At 35.9% G+C, this 17,646-nt stretch carries 12 protein-coding genes and 1 tRNA gene; 11 read left to right on the top strand and 2 right to left on the bottom strand.

What is annotated here, in order from left to right:
* Positions 1 to 164 precede the first annotated feature (164 nt).
* The 7 genes from LUA91_RS15480 to LUA91_RS15455 all read left to right on the top strand — a co-directional run bounded on the left by LUA91_RS15480 (position 165) and on the right by LUA91_RS15455 (position 11,362).
* Positions 165 to 3,350: a TonB-dependent receptor gene (locus tag LUA91_RS15480; protein WP_231427018.1), complete on the top strand. Its 3,186-nt coding sequence runs from the start codon at positions 165 to 167 to the stop codon at positions 3,348 to 3,350.
* Positions 3,351 to 3,361: 11 nt separating this feature from the next.
* On the top strand, positions 3,362 to 4,879 hold the full coding sequence (locus LUA91_RS15475) for a RagB/SusD family nutrient uptake outer membrane protein (protein ID WP_231427017.1): 1,518 nt from the start codon (positions 3,362 to 3,364) through the stop codon (positions 4,877 to 4,879).
* A gap of 81 nt (positions 4,880 to 4,960) precedes the next feature.
* The gene (locus tag LUA91_RS15470; protein ID WP_231427016.1) at positions 4,961 to 5,479 is read left to right on the top strand and encodes a helix-turn-helix domain-containing protein; all 519 of its coding nucleotides are present in this window, start codon (positions 4,961 to 4,963) and stop codon (positions 5,477 to 5,479) included.
* 2 nt (positions 5,480 to 5,481) lie between these two features.
* A complete protein-coding gene (locus tag LUA91_RS15465; RefSeq protein WP_231427040.1) occupies positions 5,482 to 6,222 on the top strand; it encodes an IS3 family transposase in 741 nt (246 codons plus the stop codon).
* Positions 6,198 to 6,254 (top strand): hypothetical protein, encoded by a 57-nt coding sequence (locus tag LUA91_RS20800; protein ID WP_370633655.1) that lies wholly within the window; start codon positions 6,198 to 6,200, stop codon positions 6,252 to 6,254. Before LUA91_RS15465 ends, LUA91_RS20800 begins: the two co-directional genes overlap by 25 nt.
* A gap of 496 nt (positions 6,255 to 6,750) precedes the next feature.
* Positions 6,751 to 9,897, top strand: coding sequence for a TonB-dependent receptor (locus LUA91_RS15460; protein WP_231427015.1), 3,147 nt, complete (start codon positions 6,751 to 6,753; stop codon positions 9,895 to 9,897).
* Positions 9,898 to 9,910: 13 nt separating this feature from the next.
* A complete protein-coding gene (locus LUA91_RS15455) occupies positions 9,911 to 11,362 on the top strand; it encodes a RagB/SusD family nutrient uptake outer membrane protein (protein ID WP_231427014.1) in 1,452 nt (483 codons plus the stop codon).
* Positions 11,363 to 11,432: 70 nt separating this feature from the next.
* Here LUA91_RS15455 and LUA91_RS15450 read toward each other — a convergent pair whose 3' ends face one another.
* Together LUA91_RS15450 and LUA91_RS15445 are read right to left on the bottom strand one after the other, a co-directional pair.
* Positions 11,433 to 11,840, bottom strand: a complete 408-nt coding sequence (locus LUA91_RS15450) for a DoxX family protein (protein WP_231427013.1) — start codon at positions 11,838 to 11,840, stop codon at positions 11,433 to 11,435.
* A 1-nt stretch (position 11,841) separates the two neighbouring features.
* On the bottom strand, positions 11,842 to 12,741 hold the full coding sequence (locus tag LUA91_RS15445; RefSeq protein ID WP_231427012.1) for an LD-carboxypeptidase: 900 nt from the start codon (positions 12,739 to 12,741) through the stop codon (positions 11,842 to 11,844).
* A gap of 40 nt (positions 12,742 to 12,781) precedes the next feature.
* On the opposite strand from LUA91_RS15445, the gene metG reads away from it, so the two are divergent.
* The 4 genes from metG (at position 12,782) to LUA91_RS15425 (ending at position 17,552) form a co-directional block, all read left to right on the top strand.
* Positions 12,782 to 14,890, top strand: a complete 2,109-nt coding sequence (metG, locus tag LUA91_RS15440; protein ID WP_370633650.1) for a methionine--tRNA ligase — start codon at positions 12,782 to 12,784, stop codon at positions 14,888 to 14,890.
* A 9-nt stretch (positions 14,891 to 14,899) separates the two neighbouring features.
* Positions 14,900 to 14,971, top strand: a tRNA-Arg gene (locus tag LUA91_RS15435).
* 105 nt (positions 14,972 to 15,076) lie between these two features.
* Complete coding sequence (locus LUA91_RS15430; protein WP_231427010.1) at positions 15,077 to 16,534, top strand: site-specific integrase; 1,458 nt, start codon at positions 15,077 to 15,079, stop codon at positions 16,532 to 16,534.
* Positions 16,524 to 17,552 (top strand): hypothetical protein, encoded by a 1,029-nt coding sequence (locus LUA91_RS15425; RefSeq protein ID WP_231427009.1) that lies wholly within the window; start codon positions 16,524 to 16,526, stop codon positions 17,550 to 17,552. The genes LUA91_RS15430 and LUA91_RS15425 overlap by 11 nt, the downstream gene beginning before the upstream one ends.
* Positions 17,553 to 17,646: the final 94 nt, after the last annotated feature.

The following is a 17,646-nucleotide window of genomic DNA, read 5'->3' as shown; positions in this document are numbered from 1 at the left end:
TACTATATGGAATATTTTAACACCTCAAATTCGTAATATTAGTGTCATAACGAGTTAATCCCAGGAAGATTGAGGATTTTTTCATTGTAATATTTGAATTACATTTCAATAAACATTACATTAGAAGCCTTAAATGTAATAAATCAAACAACTAATTTAAATTCATGAAAAAACTTTTACAAAGTTTGTTCGTGCTTTTGTTTTTCGCTTTTAATGCGATGGCTCAAGACCGAACAATTACTGGAACAGTAACGTCAACCGAGGATGGTTTCCCACTTCCTGGCGTTAGTATCAAAGCCGTAGGAACTTCTGCATCTACAACCACAGGAAACGATGGTAAATTTAGCATTAGAGTTACGCCTTCTACTAAAAGTCTTCAATTTTCTTTTGTGGGCTTTGCTTCTAAAACTATCAATTTAACTACATCAAATTCAATTAAGGTAGGTTTAGAAACTGACGCAAAATCTTTGCAAGAAGTGGTAATTACCACTGCTTATGGCACAACAACAAAAGGTAAAAATACAGGATCAATTTCTACCGTAGGAGCAGAAGATATTGCTCAAAGACCTGTAACGAATTTAAATAGTGCATTAGCTGGTGCAGCACCTGGTGTTCAGGTAAATGCTGGTAACGGTCAGCCAGGGTCTGGTCCAACAATCCGTGTACGGGGTTTTGGTTCAATTTCAGCATCTAATGATCCACTTTACATTGTTGATGGTATTCAATATTCTGGAAATATCAGTAATATTAGCGTTGACGATATTGAAAGTATATCATTATTAAAAGATGCAGCATCTTCTGCGCTTTATGGATCAAGTGCTGGTAATGGTGTTGTTTTAATCACAACCAAAAAAGGTAGACAAGGTAAAGAACAACTTGATTTTAGAATTATTCAAGGTTTAACTTCAAGAGGGATTCCAGAATACGAAACCGTTGATGCTTATCAATATTATCCCCTAGCATGGCAAGCTTATAGAAATAGTTTAGTTTATCCAGCTACTGGTACCGGAAGTACTTTAGCTGCAGCAAATACAGCAGCTTCAAATGATATTAGAGGATTATTATTAAACAATCCGTTTAATGTACCAAATAATCAAATTGTAGGGACTGATGGAAAACTAAATCCAAATGCAACGCTGCTTTATGCTGATGATTTGAATTGGAGAGAGCCATTGGAAAGAACTGGTCAGCGTGGTGATTATTCAATGTCATATAGTGGCGCTACAGAAAAATCTGATTATTATGCGTCATTAGGCTATCTAAATGAAAAAGGTTATATCATCAGATCTGATTTTAACAGAATCAATGGTCGTGTTAATATTAATACCAAACCTTTATCATGGTTTAAAACAGGTTTAAATGTTAATGCTAACATTACAAAATCTAATCAAGCTGATGCTGATGGAAGCGGAAGTATTGTTAATCCATTCAATTTTTCTCGTTATATAGGCCCAATTTATCCACTTTATGCTCATAACCAAACCACTGGAGAATATTTATTGGATGTTAATGGAAATAAAATTTACGACACTGGGAATTTACAAGGAAGCCTAGGCATTCCTAACCGTCCTTCAGGAGCATATGCTGGAAGACATATTTTACAGGAAACTTTGTTAAATTCTACCTTAATTAAAAGAAATGCTTTAAGTGCAAGAACTTATGGTGAAATAACTTTTCTTAAAGATTTTAAATTCACTCAAAATTTAGGTGTCGACATCAATAATTATTCTTTTGGTGATTACCAGAATAAAATTGTTGGGGACGGTGCTCCAGGTGGTAGAGCAAGAAATACTTCTACCACTACCACCACTTACACTATTGAGCAATTATTAAATTATAATAAAGTTATTGGTGATCATACTATTGGTGTATTGGTTGGCCATAATAATTATGATTATGCTTATAAGTATTTAACTGGTGCACGTAATACACAGATTTTAGATGGTAATACTGAGTTGGTAAACTTTGCTACAACTACAGATTTAACATCTTACTTACAGGACTATAGAAAAGAAGCTGTTTTTACAAGATTAAATTATGATTATCAATCTAAATACTTCTTATCGGGATCTTTTCGCCGTGATGGCTCATCTAAATGGGGTCCTGGTCAACAGTGGGGTAATTTCTATTCGGCAAGTTTGGGCTGGTTAATCAGCGAAGAAAACTTTTTGAAAGATAAAACTTGGATCAATTATTTAAAACTTAGATCTTCTTATGGTTCATTAGGAAACGATGGTTTAACAGGGCTAAATCTAGATAGATCATTATATAGTTTAGGTTATAATAATGCTGCCGAACCAGGTATTTTATTCCAAAGTTTAGCAAATCCTAACATCACCTGGGAAACTCAAACTCAAATAGATGCGGCTGTAGAATTTGGATTCTTCAAAAATAGATTACATGGTAGCTTTGAAGTTTTCAATAAACAATCATCAGATTTATTATTTAATGTTCCACTTCCTTTATCAACAGGTCTGGGCATTGGAAATGGTACGGGAACTTTCGCAAAAAACATTGGTAAAATGTGGAATAGAGGTATCGAAATTAATTTAGCTGGTGATATTATTAAATCACGCGACTTTAAGTGGGATATGAACATCAACTGGTCGTTAATAAGAAACAGAATTACCAAAATGCCAGATGAAACGCCAACAATTATTGATGGTACAAAACAATTGGCAGTAGGTCAATCAAGATATCAATATTGGTTACGTCAATGGGCTGGTGTAAATCCAACTGATGGAGCCGGATTATATGAAATCAATCCGCTTAATCCAGGTACTGCAGCAGATACAAGAACTGTTAATGGACAAAATTTCACAATCAACCCAAATAATGCTTTATATGCATACTCTGGATCTGCTATACCTGACTTTTTTGGAAGCTTCACAAATACCTTCACTTATAAAGCGTTCTCTTTATCTGTGATCATGAACTATCAAGTAGGTGGAAAATCTTATGACGCAACTTACCAGTCTTTAATGTCTTATGCAGGTTATGGAGGCTCATTACATGTTGATGCATTAAATTCGTGGCAACAATCTGGTGATGTTGTTTCAATTCCAAGACTTGATGTTGGTAGATCGACATTTAATAACGCAACATCATCAAGATTTTTAATCGATGCATCTTACCTTAACATGAGATCTGCAATTTTAGCATATAATCTTCCAACAACCTTTATTAAAAAAGTTGGTTTGAGCAAAGTTAATGTATACGCATCTGGAGAAAACTTGTTTATGCTTTCAAAGCGTAAAGGATTAGATCCATCAGAGAGTTTTACAGGTGTAAATACGAATAACTACACGCCAACACGTATAGTAAGTTTGGGACTTAACGCATCATTTTAAAAGGCAAAATTATGAAAACCATAAATAAATTTATTTTTCCATTATTAGCACTAACGCTATTGGTCGGAGCATGTAAAAAGGATTATTTATTAACCAATCCAACAGATTCAGTTGATAAAAATGCAGTATTTACAACAACAACAAATGCCTTAGCTGCATTAAACGGAATTAATAGATCATTATATATTCAATATTCCAGACAGGAAGAGGGTGGCCAAGGCGCTGTTAACCTCAATATTGATTACATGGGAGATGATATTGTTAATACTGTTAGTACTACAGCATTTGGCGTTCATAAGTGGGTAACACACAGAAGTGCTTCAACGCTTAATAACTCATTTATATACACCTTCTATTACAGAATTATTGCTAACGCCAATCTAATTATTGATAATATTGATAATGCTGAAGGAAATTTGGCCGATAAAAAAATGATTAAAGCTGAAGCATTAACTTATAGAGCTTGGGCACATTTTGTATTGGTTCAGGTTTTTGGTAAACGTTATGATGCAACAGGAAACAATACCCAGGCAGGTGTTCCAATTATGAATACTTCAATAGTAGATGGAACTCCTGGAAAACCAAGAGCAACCGTAGAGGCGGTTTACACACAAATCAATACTGATCTTGATTTAGCAATCACCACATTTGCTGGTGCCACTGCTAGACCAAATAAGTCACACTTTAATATCAATGTTACGAAAGGTATAAAAGCGAGAGTTGCACTTACTCAAGGTAAGTGGGCCATTGCTGCTCAAAATGCACTTGAAGCGAGAACTGGATTAACATTAATGACTAATGCTGAGTATTTGGGGGGGTTTAACAACTACGAAAATCAGGAGTGGATGTGGGGCAGTAGACAGCAAGAAGATCAAACCACATATTTCTATTCGTTTTTTGCTTATTTAGGTACATTTAACTCTACAGCAAACAGAACAATTCCTAAAAGAATGAATTCGGTTCTTTATAACCAAATTCCAGCAACTGATGTACGTAAAGCACTTTGGGATCCTGCTGGAAATACTACTACATTCATTGCCTTTAACCAACCGGCAGGTGTGGTTTCTGGCGCAACTGCGAGTTACAAACAAGGTAAATTTAGAAATGCTGGTTCTACAAGTGTTGGTGATGTTGTGAATATGCGTGTAGGTGAAATGTTTTTAATTGAAGCTGAAGCAAGGGCTCGTTTAGGTATTGAAGGTTCAGCTACCGAAACAACTTCTGCTCAAAATGTTTTATTAACTTTTGCTAAAAACCGCAATCCTAGTTACGTACTTACTACCAATGTTGGTACAGCTTTATTAAATGAAATTCTTATTCAGCGTAGAATCGATTTATGGGGAGAAGGATTTAGATTTTTTGATCTAAAACGTCAAAATCTTCCATTGGATAGAACTGGTAGCAATCACACTATTGCATTATCAGGTGTATTATCTGTGCCAGCTGGCGGACCTGAATGGCAGTGGGCTATACCTCAATCTGAAATCGATGCAAATCCAGCAATCGGTCCAGGCGGGCAAAACCCTTAATATCGCATTATTTTTACAGTATAGAAGAGGTTGCATTTTACACTGCCCCCAAAAAGTTAGACACTATTTGGGGGCATTTTTATGGTTAAATACAAAAAACACAAAGCCGAATTTAAACTGAAGCTGGTTAGAGAGCATCAACGTGGGAAATCGGTCAACGGATTATCGAATCGTTGGGGCATCTCCACGTCGCAAATCAGAAAATGGATTGACCAATACAATGCATTAGGTGTACAGGGCTTATTGCGAAGATCCTATCAACAATATACCAAGGAATTTAAGTTAACGGTCGTTCAAGCTTATCTTAAGAAAGAATTATCTTTGAGGGACTGCTGTTTACATTTTCATATCCCTTCCATTGGCATAGTTAGTTCTTGGGTAAAAATTCATGAGAGTTTGGGGGTGGATGGCTTAAATGCTCAACAGAGAGGCCGTAAAACGATGAAAGAAAAGAAGCCAATAAAAACAATCACTAAAACGTTGACCAGGCTTGAGGAGCTTGAAAAGGAGAATCTATATTTAAGAGCGGAGAATGAGTTGCTAAAAAAGCTCGAAGCCTTAGCTCAAAAGAAAGAAACGCTGCAAAAGAAAAAGCGTTAGCCATTGAGGAGTTAAGGCATAAATATCCATTAGAGTTGTTATTGGATATACTAAAAATGGCCAGAAGTAGTTACTATTACCACTTAAAAACAAAATCAGTATTAAGAAAACATGATGTTGCCCAAGATCAAATAAAAAAGATCTATCATCGTCATAAAGGAAGGTATGGTTATAGAAGGATTACTCTGGAAATGATGAATGAAGGTTGTATCATCAATCACAAAACAGTCTCAAAGCTGATGGGTATATTAGGGCTGAAATCATTGATCAGGAGAAAGAAATACAGATCCTATAAGGGTGAGTTAGGTAAAATTGCACCCAATTTATTGAATCGCGATTTTAATTCAGCACAGCCTTGCCAGAAGTGGGCCACCGACATTACAGAATTCAAAGTGGGGGATAAAAAACTGTATCTATCTCCAATCATAGAATTATTTAACGGGGAAATCCTCAGCTATAACTTATCTGAGTCTCCAAATTTTGAACAGGTAACCCTTATGTTGAAAGATGCATTCAAAAAGATAAATAGGAACACAAACCTGATTTTACACTCTGATCAGGGATGGCAATATCAGATGAAAGAATATCAGCGAATGCTGAAAAAGAAAGGCATTATGCAGAGCATGTCCAGAAAGGGTAACTGCCTGGATAATGCCATTATTGAGAATTTCTTTGGCATCATAAATCGGAACTATTCTATCTTAATAAGTACAGTGAAATCAATGAACTTAAACAGGATATAAAAAATTACATTGAATACTATAATAACGATTGAATAAAACTCGATCTAAAAGGAATGAGCCCGATAAAATATCGAGCTCATCACATTAATAATTAATTTCTAATTTCGTCCAACTTTTAGGGTGCACTTCATTTTAGCAACCTCTTTTTTTTGATCAATTTTTTTAAGCAATTTTCAAAAAAACCGAAAAACTATACAGCCTATATGGCTATTGCCATATTTTTCTAACAATAAAATGTATAATACTTTTTATTCAGGCTTTATTTGGAAATTTTATTTAGCTGTAAATATTATAAAAGGTAAGTATTCAATAAATTTTTGGAAATCATATAAAAAATTTATTGATGGGATGGTATTTCTGCCATAGATCCCAATCTAAAGAATATTTAAACCAATATTCTAACAATTATAAACTCAATTTTAAATGTTGCCTTAAACATTTTAGCTATTATTTCTTTTGTAAAATTTGTATTACAGGTTGTTAAATTTTATATTTAGCCAATCAATTAATTAAACCAAACTAAATTTTATGAAAAAACTTCTACAAAGTTTGTTCATTTTGCTGTTTATAGCTGGAAGTGCTATGGCTCAAGATAGAACAATCACTGGTACAGTTACAGGTAAGGAAGACGGGTTACCGCTACCTGGTGTAAGTGTAAAAATTAAAGGTGCGGCAGGTGGAACCACAACTACTGCTGATGGTAAATATTCTATAAAAATTACCTCGCAAGCTACCGCATTAGAATTTTCTTACATAGGTTTTTTAACACAAACTAAACCTGTAGGTTCGGGAAATGTGATAAATGTTTCTTTGGTTGGGGATTCTAAAACGTTATCTGATGTTGTTGTAACTGGATATACCACTCAAGCTAAAAGAGATGTTACAGGCTCAATAGCAAGTGTTAGTGGAGAGCAACTTAAAAATGTTCCGGTTCAAAGTTTCGAGCAGGCCTTAGCTGGTAAAGCTGCCGGTGTAAACATTGTTCAGCCGAATGGTGTACTAAATAATCCTCCGGTTTTCAGGGTTCGTGGTATTAATTCCATCTCGCTGAGTTCTTATCCATTGATAATTGTTGATGGAATTCCGGTATTTACTGGGGATCAATCATCAAATAGTGCTGCAGGTAACGCTTTGGGAGACATTAACCCTGCAGATATTGAATCTATCGATATCTTAAAAGATGCTGCATCCTCGGCAATCTACGGTTCTAGAGCGGCGAGTGGTGTAGTAGTAATTACCACTAAAAAAGGTAAGCAGGGGAGCACAAAAATAAACTATGAGGGCTGGGTAGGCTCATCTAAGGCTCAAAACCTGAATCCATTATTAAACGCTGCAGAATATGTGCAGATAAAAAACGAAGCAAGGACAAATATCGGTTTAGCGCCTGCCTTCTTTTTACAAACCCGTTCGGATGGCACACAAGTAGAAACCAATTGGTATGATTACGCTTATAGAACTGCAACTTCTCAAAATCATGCATTAAATTTCTCTGGCGCCAACGAAAAAACATCTTATTTCATTTCTTTGGGATATAGTAATCAGGAAGGATTTATCATCAATAACTCTTTTGAAAGAAAAAATGGTCGTGTTAATGTAGATCATAAATTATTCAAGGGAGTTAACATTGGGGCTAACTTTTCTTACAGTAATACTTTAAATAGAGCACCAAATACAGGTTCCTTACCAGGTTCATCATTTAATACAGGTGGGTTAGGCCGTTTGGCATTTGTTTTACCTCCAAACGTTGCGGCATACAACGAAGATGGATCATATAATGTTAATGGTTCTGCGGTTGGTTTGGGAGCAAATTTAATTGCATCCAACTATCCCAATGCTGCAGTATTGGTGAATGAAGATGCCAACACATCTGAAAGTGATCGTTTAATTTCTAATGCATACTTCTCTGTTCAGCTTCTGAAAGGTTTAACATTCAAAACAAATTACAATATTGATAATTTAAAACTAGATAATAACGTATTTGTAAATCGTATTCAAGGTGATGGATTTGCATACAATGGAGGTGCGACAAGTAACTTCGCAAAAAATAGCCGTTGGAACTGGTCTAACACTTTGAACTATTCAGGTACTTTTGGCGATCATACAATTGGGGCATTTATAGGTGTTGAAGATCAATATACTAAAGGTTATGGCTATGGAGCAACACGTCAAAACGTAATTGACCCATTTATTGAAATTTATCAAGGGGCTTTTGGTGCGATTACTCCAGCTGGACTTTCACAATACAATAATGCCTTCAGATCATTTTTCAGTAACGTAACTTACGATTATAAGAAAAAATATTATTTAACAGGATCTTTTCGCCGTGACGGTTATTCGGGCTTAGCTGCTGGAAGAGAGTACGGTAACTTTGGTGGCGCATCTGCAGGTTGGGCACTATCTGAAGAAGAATTTTATAAAGAAAGTAGTTTAAGTAAAATCTTAACCCGTGTTAAGTTTCATGGTAGTTATGGTTTAGTAGGGAATGTCGGTGTAGGTAACTATCCTGCTCTGTATCTTTATAATCCTGGTTTATATGGTTCTGATCCAGCTTTATCATTTTCTCAAGCAGGAAATCCTGAACTTAGTTGGGAAACCAGTAAAAAGGCTGACGTTGGAATTAACTTAGAATTCTTAAATGGCCGTTTCTCTTTGGATGTAGATTACTATCATAATAATATAGATGGATTAGTTCAAAATGCGCCACAAGCACCTTCTAAAGGTATTCCTGGAAATTCGATCTTAGCTAACGTTGGTAAGATGTCAAATAAAGGGCTTGAGTTTACTATCAATAGCAGAAATATAGAAGGGGATAACTTCAGTTGGAATACTAGCTTTACCTTAAGTACATTAAAAAATGAAGTAATTGAGTTAGGAAATAATAACGCTGATTTATTCGGTGTTACGCAATTGGAAACCGCAAATATAACTCGTGTTGGTTATCCAGTTGGTTCATTTTACACAGTGCAAACAGTAGGCGTAGATCCAGCAACTGGCGAAAGAATTTTCGTAAATAGATTTGGACAAAAATTAAGATTTAGTTTTCAAAGAGCAACGGCTGCTCGTTACCAATATTTGGATGGACCAAACGCAGGTCAGAATGCACCAGCTATTGATGCGGCCTTGGATGCACAGATATCTGGACAATCAGTACCAAAATGGTTTGGAGGTTTAGACAATAATTTCCGTTATAAAGCTTTTGATTTAACTTTAGGATTAACTTTCTCTGGCGGAAACAAAGTGTATTATGGTTCATTAGCTGGTTTACGAGATCAACGCTTTTGGAATAATGAAGCAGGAATGATGGATAGGTGGACTACACCAGGGCAGATTACTGATATCCCTCGTGTTGTTTATGGTGATAACGTATCAAATGGTTCTGCATTTGCACAATCTCAAAATGTGTTCTCTGGAAATTTCTTAAAAGTTCGTAATCTGGCATTAGGCTATACTTTACCTAAAGAATTTTTAGGTAAATATGGTATTTCTAATGTTAGAGTCTATGCACAGTCAAGTAATTTATGGATCATATCAAACTATCCAGGTCCAGATCCAGAAGTTTCAGTTAATGGTAACTCAACAGGAGCAACAAATAGTGGCAACTTAGCTCCTGGAGTTGATAGAAACTCGGTTCCTTCGGCAAGAACATTTACGTTTGGTATTAATGTAGGATTTTAATAAATAGAGGATCATGAAAATCAAAATAAACAATAAAATAAAATATCTTTTTGTAGCCGCACCAATTCTGTTTGCTACATCTTGCAAAAAAGATTTCTTAAAAACAGCTCCAGATACAGCATTGCCTATAGAGGAGGCATTTTCTACACCAGCACGTATATTATCTCAGGTAAATGGTGTTTATGCAGGTGTAAAGAATGGTAATTTCTATGGCGGACGCTTTTTAATTTACAATGATATTCGTGGAGAGGATTTTATTGTAAACAAACCAAATGGAGTAACCAATTTAGATACTTGGCGTTTCAATGTAACTTCCAATACAAGTGAGGTTACTGGTTTGTGGGGAGCTGCTTATGCTGCAATTAACAGGGCAAATTTAGTTATTGAAGGTGTTACTGCAAATGCTGGATTGATTACGCCTGCGTTATCCAGACAATATATTGCAGAAGCTAAATTCTTGAGAGCACTGAGTTATTACAGTTTATTGCAGCTTTACTCTAAGCCTTATATAACTGATAATGGTACAAGTTTAGGCGTTCCTTTAAGACTTAAAGCGGAAAAAGATTTAACAGGCAATGATCTTAAAAGAAGTACAGTATCCGAGGTTTACACGCAGATTCTAAAAGATTTAAACGAAGCTGAACCAGATTTGGCTTTAACCATAGCAGCAACAAAAGCTTCAAGAAATACAGCAATAGCCTTAAAAACACGTGTATATCTTACCATGGGTAATTTAGCATCTGTCGTAACGGAAGCCAACAAAATCGTTACTGCAACAGCTCCATTTACAGCTACAACTGGTGTTGCTAATAAATTAGAAACTAGTATCGCTACAGTGTTTGGAGGAAGTTATGTTGGAACAGAAGCACTTTTAACATTTCCAATGACTGAACTTGATGCTCCAGGCACACAAAATCAATTGGCTTTCTATTATAATATTGAATCTGCTGGTGGAAATCAAGAGTATTTTTTAAATGCTAACGGAATACTTGCAAATTCTGCATTTGCTGCTGCATCTACTGATGCCAGAAAAACACTAACAACGGCAGTCGGCGTTAACACATATTTAACAAAGTTTAAAAAACCATCACCATATACAGATTATGTTCCAGTAATTAGGTATGCAGAGGTATTGTTAAATTTGGCTGAAGCAACTGTACTGTCCGATCCAGCTCGTTCGATAGCATTATTAACTGCAGTTAGACAGCGTTCAAATCCTGGTTATGTTTTTCCTGCTGCTGATTTATTGCCAGCTAACTTGAAAAATACTATACTAACTGAAAGAAGAATAGAACTTTTAGGAGAAGGATTTAGATCTCCTGATGTGATGAGATTGGGTGCCGGTTTCTTAGCGAAAACTGGTCCTCAGGGAACTGCTCCAGCAATTCCATTTAACACAGCCGGATATATTTGGCCTATATCTGCAACTGAAATACAAAACAATAAATTGGTTACTCAAAACTAAGCGTATTCATATTTCTATAAACACAAAAAGCCAGCAATTTGCTGGCTTTTTGTGTTTATAGAATTTTATATCATCGCTTATCCACACTGTATTTTCCTGGCCCAATAAAAATTAAGCTAAAAAATACAATGCCCAATTCAATGGCATGGCTCGCACCTTTCAAACCATCGCCTTTTCCATAATGTACTAATGCAGCAATTATCATAGTAAAAACCAATAACATGCATGCAGGGCGAAAAAATAATCCAACAATTAATAAGAAACCTCCAAATGTTTCAGTTGCAGCAGCCATAAAGCCCCAAAATACAGGTAAGAAATCTATACCTACCACTTTCATACTGCCACCCAAACCTGCCCAGCCAGATGGACCGCCAGCTAATTTTGGAAAACCGTGAATGATAAACATTACGCCTAAGCCAACGCGTAGAATTAATAATCCTGTGTTGCGGTATTTGCCTAAACTATCAAAAATTGCCATGCTATAAATATTTAAATTGAACCTTGTTTTTATCTATTGTTAATTCTACCTCTGCACCTAAAACCATACTGAGGTTATTGTCAATATGTCCGGTAGGAAAGTTGAAGCAAACCGGGTAGTCATATTCTTTTACAATATCCCAAATCACTTGTTCTGCAGTTTGTCCGAAAGAAATTTTTTCTTCTTTTATTTCATTAAATGCACCAATGATTAAGCCGTTCAGGTTTTTTAATTTTCCGGCACGTTTTAACATTCTAAGCATACGGTCTATGCTGTATTCCTGTTCGCCAACATCTTCTAGGAATAAAATTTTATGATCGAAATCCATTTCTGATACAGAGCCCTGAACCATGGCAATTAAGGTTAAATTGCCCCCAATTAAAATTCCTTTGACTAAACCCGATCGATTGGTAAACTCACTTGAATATTGATAACTCGGTTTATCTCCAAAGAGTGTTTTTTTTAAGGATGATAATGCTTCGGGTGTAGATTCTTCAAATGTATATGGCATTTGTGCATGCATACACTGTATTCGCGTTTGCGCAATAATGTGCGATAATAAAATCGTAACATCACTAAAACCGATAAACCATTTTGGGTTTTGCTCAAATTCAGTAAAATCTAACTCATCAATAATCCGGATTGTACCGTAACCGCCACGACCGCAGATGATTGCTTTTATAGATGAATCGTCCAGAAAGCGCTGAATATCATGGGTTCTTAGTTTATCCGTTCCGGCAAACTGGTGGTGACTGGCATAAACACTTTCGCCAATGATTACTTCCAAACCCCAGCTTTCTAATATACCGATGGCATGATCAATAGGTTTAGGTAATTTCTTCGCCGGACAAACAATGGCTATCTTATCTCCTTTTTTTAAATACGGGGGCTGCTTAATCATCTTTAAAACACTTATCTTTGCCAAATTAATAAAAATTGTTTTGGATAATAGTAAAATAAAAAGATATACCGTAACGGCAGCACTTCCATATACCAATGGACCGGTACACATTGGGCACCTTGCTGGTGTTTACATTCCTGCTGATATTTATGCCCGTTACCTTCGATCGAACAAGCGTGATGTGAAATTCATCTGTGGATCGGATGAAAACGGTGTGCCCATTACTTTAAAGGCCAAACGAGAAGGAATTACGCCACAGGAAGTGGTAGATAAATACCATAAAATAATCGGCGATTCTTTTAAAGAGTTTGGTGTTTCCTTTGATATTTATCATCGCACTTCATCTCAAACACATCACCAAACTGCATCCGATTTCTTTAAAAAACTTTATGATAAGGGTGTTTTTACCGAAGAAATTACCGAGCAATATTACGATCCAACGGCTAAACAGTTTTTGGCCGATCGATACATCACCGGGACTTGTCCAAAATGCGGCAATGAAAATGCCTATGGCGATCAGTGCGAAAACTGTGGCTCTACCTTAAACGCTACCGATTTAATCAATCCTAAATCTACCCTTTCGGGAGATAAGCCTATTTTAAAAGAAACCAAAAATTGGTTTTTGCCATTAGATCAATACGAAGAACGCTTAAGAACTTATATCGAAAGCCATAAAGAATGGCGGCCAAATGTTTATGGCCAATGCCAAAGCTGGTTAAATGCAGGTTTGCAGCCTCGTGCCATGACCCGCGATTTGGATTGGGGAGTGCGTGTGCCCCTTCGCGATGCCGAAGGTAAAGTGCTTTATGTATGGTTCGATGCGCCGATCGGATATATTTCTGCAACAAAAGAACTTTGCAATTATGCCAAGCTTGATGTATGGAATCCGAAAGCTGAGGAATATTACATCAACAATTACGAAAGTGATAAGTGTGGTTGGGAAGAATATTGGAAAAGCGATGAAACCAAACTGGTTCATTTTATCGGGAAGGATAATATCGTTTTCCATTGTATTATTTTCCCTGCCATGTTAATGGCACATGGAGAATATACTTTAGCAGATAATGTGCCTGCGAATGAGTTTTTGAATCTGGAAGGACAGAAAATATCCACCTCAAAAAACTGGGCAGTTTGGTTAAACGAATACCTGCGTGAGTTTGAAGGAAAACAGGATGTATTGCGTTATGTATTAACCGCAACGGCTCCAGAAACAAAAGATAATGATTTTACCTGGAAGGATTTTCAGGCCAGAAATAACAACGAACTGGTAGCGATTCTTGGTAATTTTGTAAATCGTGTTGTGGTGCTTACCCATAAATATTTCAACGGTGTGATTCCAACCTGTATGGAAATTACAGCTGTTGATCAGGCCGTAATTGATGAACTGGCAGATTATCCTGGAAAAATTGCTGCATCTATCGAAAACTATCGTTTTAGAGAAGCATTAGCAGAGGTGATGAATGTGGCCCGTTTAGGCAATAAATACTTAGCGGAAACAGAACCATGGAAATTAATCAAAACTGATGAAGACCGCGTACGCACCATTCTGCATCTTTCGCTGCAAATTGCTGCAAACGTTCAGATTTTAATAGAGCCATTTTTACCATTTACAGCAGAAAAGTTAATGAAAATGCTGCAAAATGGCGGTCACGATTGGGATGATGCCGGTAGTGTGAGTTTACTTAAACGTGGACATCAAATTGGTGAAGGTGTATTGCTTTTCGAAAAGATTGAAGATGCTGAAATCGATTTTCAGATTGAAAAATTAAATCAAAGTAAAGCCAGTAATGCAGCCGGTTCTGTGGTGGCTACTCCAGCAAAAGAAAATATTAATTTCGACGATTTCTCTGCGATGGATATTCGGGTAGCAACCATAGTAGCTGCAGAAAAAGTAGAGAAAACCAAGAAACTACTGAAGCTTACAGTAAATACAGGTATTGATGAACGGACTGTTGTATCTGGAATTGCCGAATATTATAAACCTGAAGATATTGTAGGCAAACAAGTAAGCATGATTGTAAATCTGGCCCCCCGCGAAATCAAAGGAATTTTATCGCAAGGCATGATTTTAATGGCTGAAAATTCAGAAGGAAAACTTACTTTTGTTGCACCTGTAGAAAAATTTCAAGAGGGAAGTATAATTAAGTAAAAAACCATTGGTCCCGTAGTTCAACGGATAGAATAGAAGTTTCCTAAACTTTAGATATGAGTTCGATTCTCGTCGGGACCACTTTTTAACATTCATTAAAATTCAAAGGGGTTCAAAAAACCCCTTTTTTGCGTATTTAAGGGCGCTTTTTGTTTTTAGCTGAAAAATAAGGTACCACGAAATTCAATGAAAATAGAGAAAAAGTACCACGAAAAGTACCACCAATTTTTCTTTTTTGATATCAGTTTCGTAACTTTCATAAAATTCAATTCTATGAGAGCCACTAAAGCTGATTGCAGCATCCATTTTAGACTCAGGGATTCGGAATCAGAATCTGTCACCCCTATCACCTGCTTTATTGAATATAATGGTAAGCCTGTGATCAAAATCGCTACAGGTTTAAAAATCTTGCCCTCAAAGTGGAATGTAAATAAGGAAAAACCAATTACTGGCATAAAGGGGTTATCAAATTTTGAGGCGTCCATTTATTTGGATAAGCTATCGAGTATGCGTGCCCTTATTGAACAAGACTTCAGAGGTTACGTAAATCAACACAACAATTATCCTGATAAAGTTAAATTTAAAATTCAACTGGTTAAAAAAATAAATGGTGAGGAGGAAGTATTAGAATTGATAGATCGCTCTTTCATTAATTTCATCGACTTGATCGTTGAGAAAACTAAGTCAAATCAAAGAGTTAAATTGAGCGGTTTATCTAAAGGGCAATCTTTTTCAAAGGCAACTATTCTTTCTTATGGCGGAACCCGAAATTTGTTGGGTGACTATTTAATAGCAAGAAAGAAAAGTGATCTAGCTTTTGATGATATCAATTTAAAATTTTACTCGGATCTACAGGATTACGTCTACAACGAAAGGAAGCTTTCCCTTAATTACTTCGGAAAGGTAGTTAAGCATATTAAAACTTTTATGCGTGAAGCAGAAGAGTTAGGGTACCATAAAAATGATATTTATAGATCAAAAAGATTTATCAAACCACAAGAGGAAACAGATGCAATCTATTTAAGTGTTGAACAGCTGGAAAAAATCAAAAATGTCGATCTTTCTAAAGATGCTCATCTAGATAATGCAAGGGATTTATTTTTAATCGGCTGCTGGACAGGTTTACGATTCCAGGATTATTCGCAGCTTTTGTCGAAGTCAAAAATTATAGGGGAATTTATTCATATTGAAAAAACTGCGAAAACAGGTGTTGGCGTAGCCATACCGCTTCTACCTGTTGTCAAAGACATTTTAAATAAGTATGAAATAAATGGACAAAATCTGTTTCCGAGATCAATAACCAACCAGAAATTAAATGACTATATTAAAATCATTGCAGAGAAGGCCGGGTTGTCTCACCCAATTCAAATTTCCATTCCGGTTGCAGGTAAGAGAAAAATTGTATCACAACCTTTTCATTCAGTTGTTACGACTCACTCCGCTAGAAGATCATTTGCAACTAATATGTATAAACATTACAATCTACCACCAGTTACCATTATGAAAGTAACGGGGCATAAAAGTGAGGCAGTGTTTTTGAAATATATCCGAATGACTCCGGAAGAAAATGCCCAAACTATTTTAGACGCGGTTAATAAAAGGTTTCAGGAAGATAAGATAAAGGACACTAAGTATGCAGAGTAATAATGAAAGAGTCAATGGCCTTTTAGACAGGATCCTAACGTTTGGTGAACAATTCTTAAGTTCTGATGGAGGAAATAACTGGAGTGAAACAATATTTTTCTCAACAAAGGCAACCTTTTCATTGCCACAGTGGATTTCTTTTTACGTCAATATTTTAGGTGATCAACTAGGTGATTTAATTAGGTCTCTTTATGAGCTTGAAATAAGCAGCTATAATCGTCAAAAAATAATAGCTCAAATACAATCAATGATCACTAAGCTCACAGATTTTGACCCAGTCGAAGTAGATCCTGCTGTTCGAAATGTAAGATACGAGGTTTCAGCAGATTTTTTGAAGAAATTTAGAAGTGAAATTGAAATTCTTTTCGATAAGGATATTGTTGTTAATTATCCATGGGCCAAAGGTGAAAGGGATGACGTAATCGTAATCAACTCTTCTGCTAACCATAAAATCAAAGAGCTTCTATTAGATCACTATCATTCAGTTATTGATTTTTATGAAAATGCTGAAGCAAAAAAAATTATGGATCTTCAAGCTGAAGTATCGGCATTAGGAAAAGAGATTGATTTATTAAAGATTAAGCTTACAAGCCAGCAAAACAACTTTGAGGATCTTCTTTTGCAAGAGACAGGAGATTTGAGGAAGGAAAATAAGCAATTGAAGGAAGATAATTCTTTGCTTTACGTTTTGAATGATGATGATTCTGAAGAAGTTCACAACGATATGTTCGCGTTGATTTTGCTAAATGAACTCGGTCTTTTAGAAACGCCAGAAATGCTGAGGGCAACGAAAAATGCTGTAGCGAATTTTCTTTATAACATGCTGAAGATTTCAAAAAAGAAAAAATTAACCAAGCAATCAATTACCAGATACCGTCATATTCTACTCAATCCTCATACAGAGCCTTCGGTTTATGAAGGTTGGCAACGGATTTATGGAAAACGAGTTTCAGATATTATCGAAGAAATGTTACCTGGAAGAGAAGTGAAGCTTACAAAGCCTATAAAGTTTAAGTGATCGATTTGATATTTAATGCGTTCGTTTTGTGAGACAAAAGCCGTATTACTGGATCAGCTAATCCACCTGAACCTACTCGACGATATGATAAAGT

The sequence above is a fragment of the Pedobacter sp. Leaf250 genome (assembly GCF_920984735.1).
Classification (GTDB): domain Bacteria; phylum Bacteroidota; class Bacteroidia; order Sphingobacteriales; family Sphingobacteriaceae; genus Pedobacter.
The sequence above is the reverse complement of the archived record's forward strand: the minus strand, read 5'-3'. Positions and strand labels throughout refer to the sequence as shown.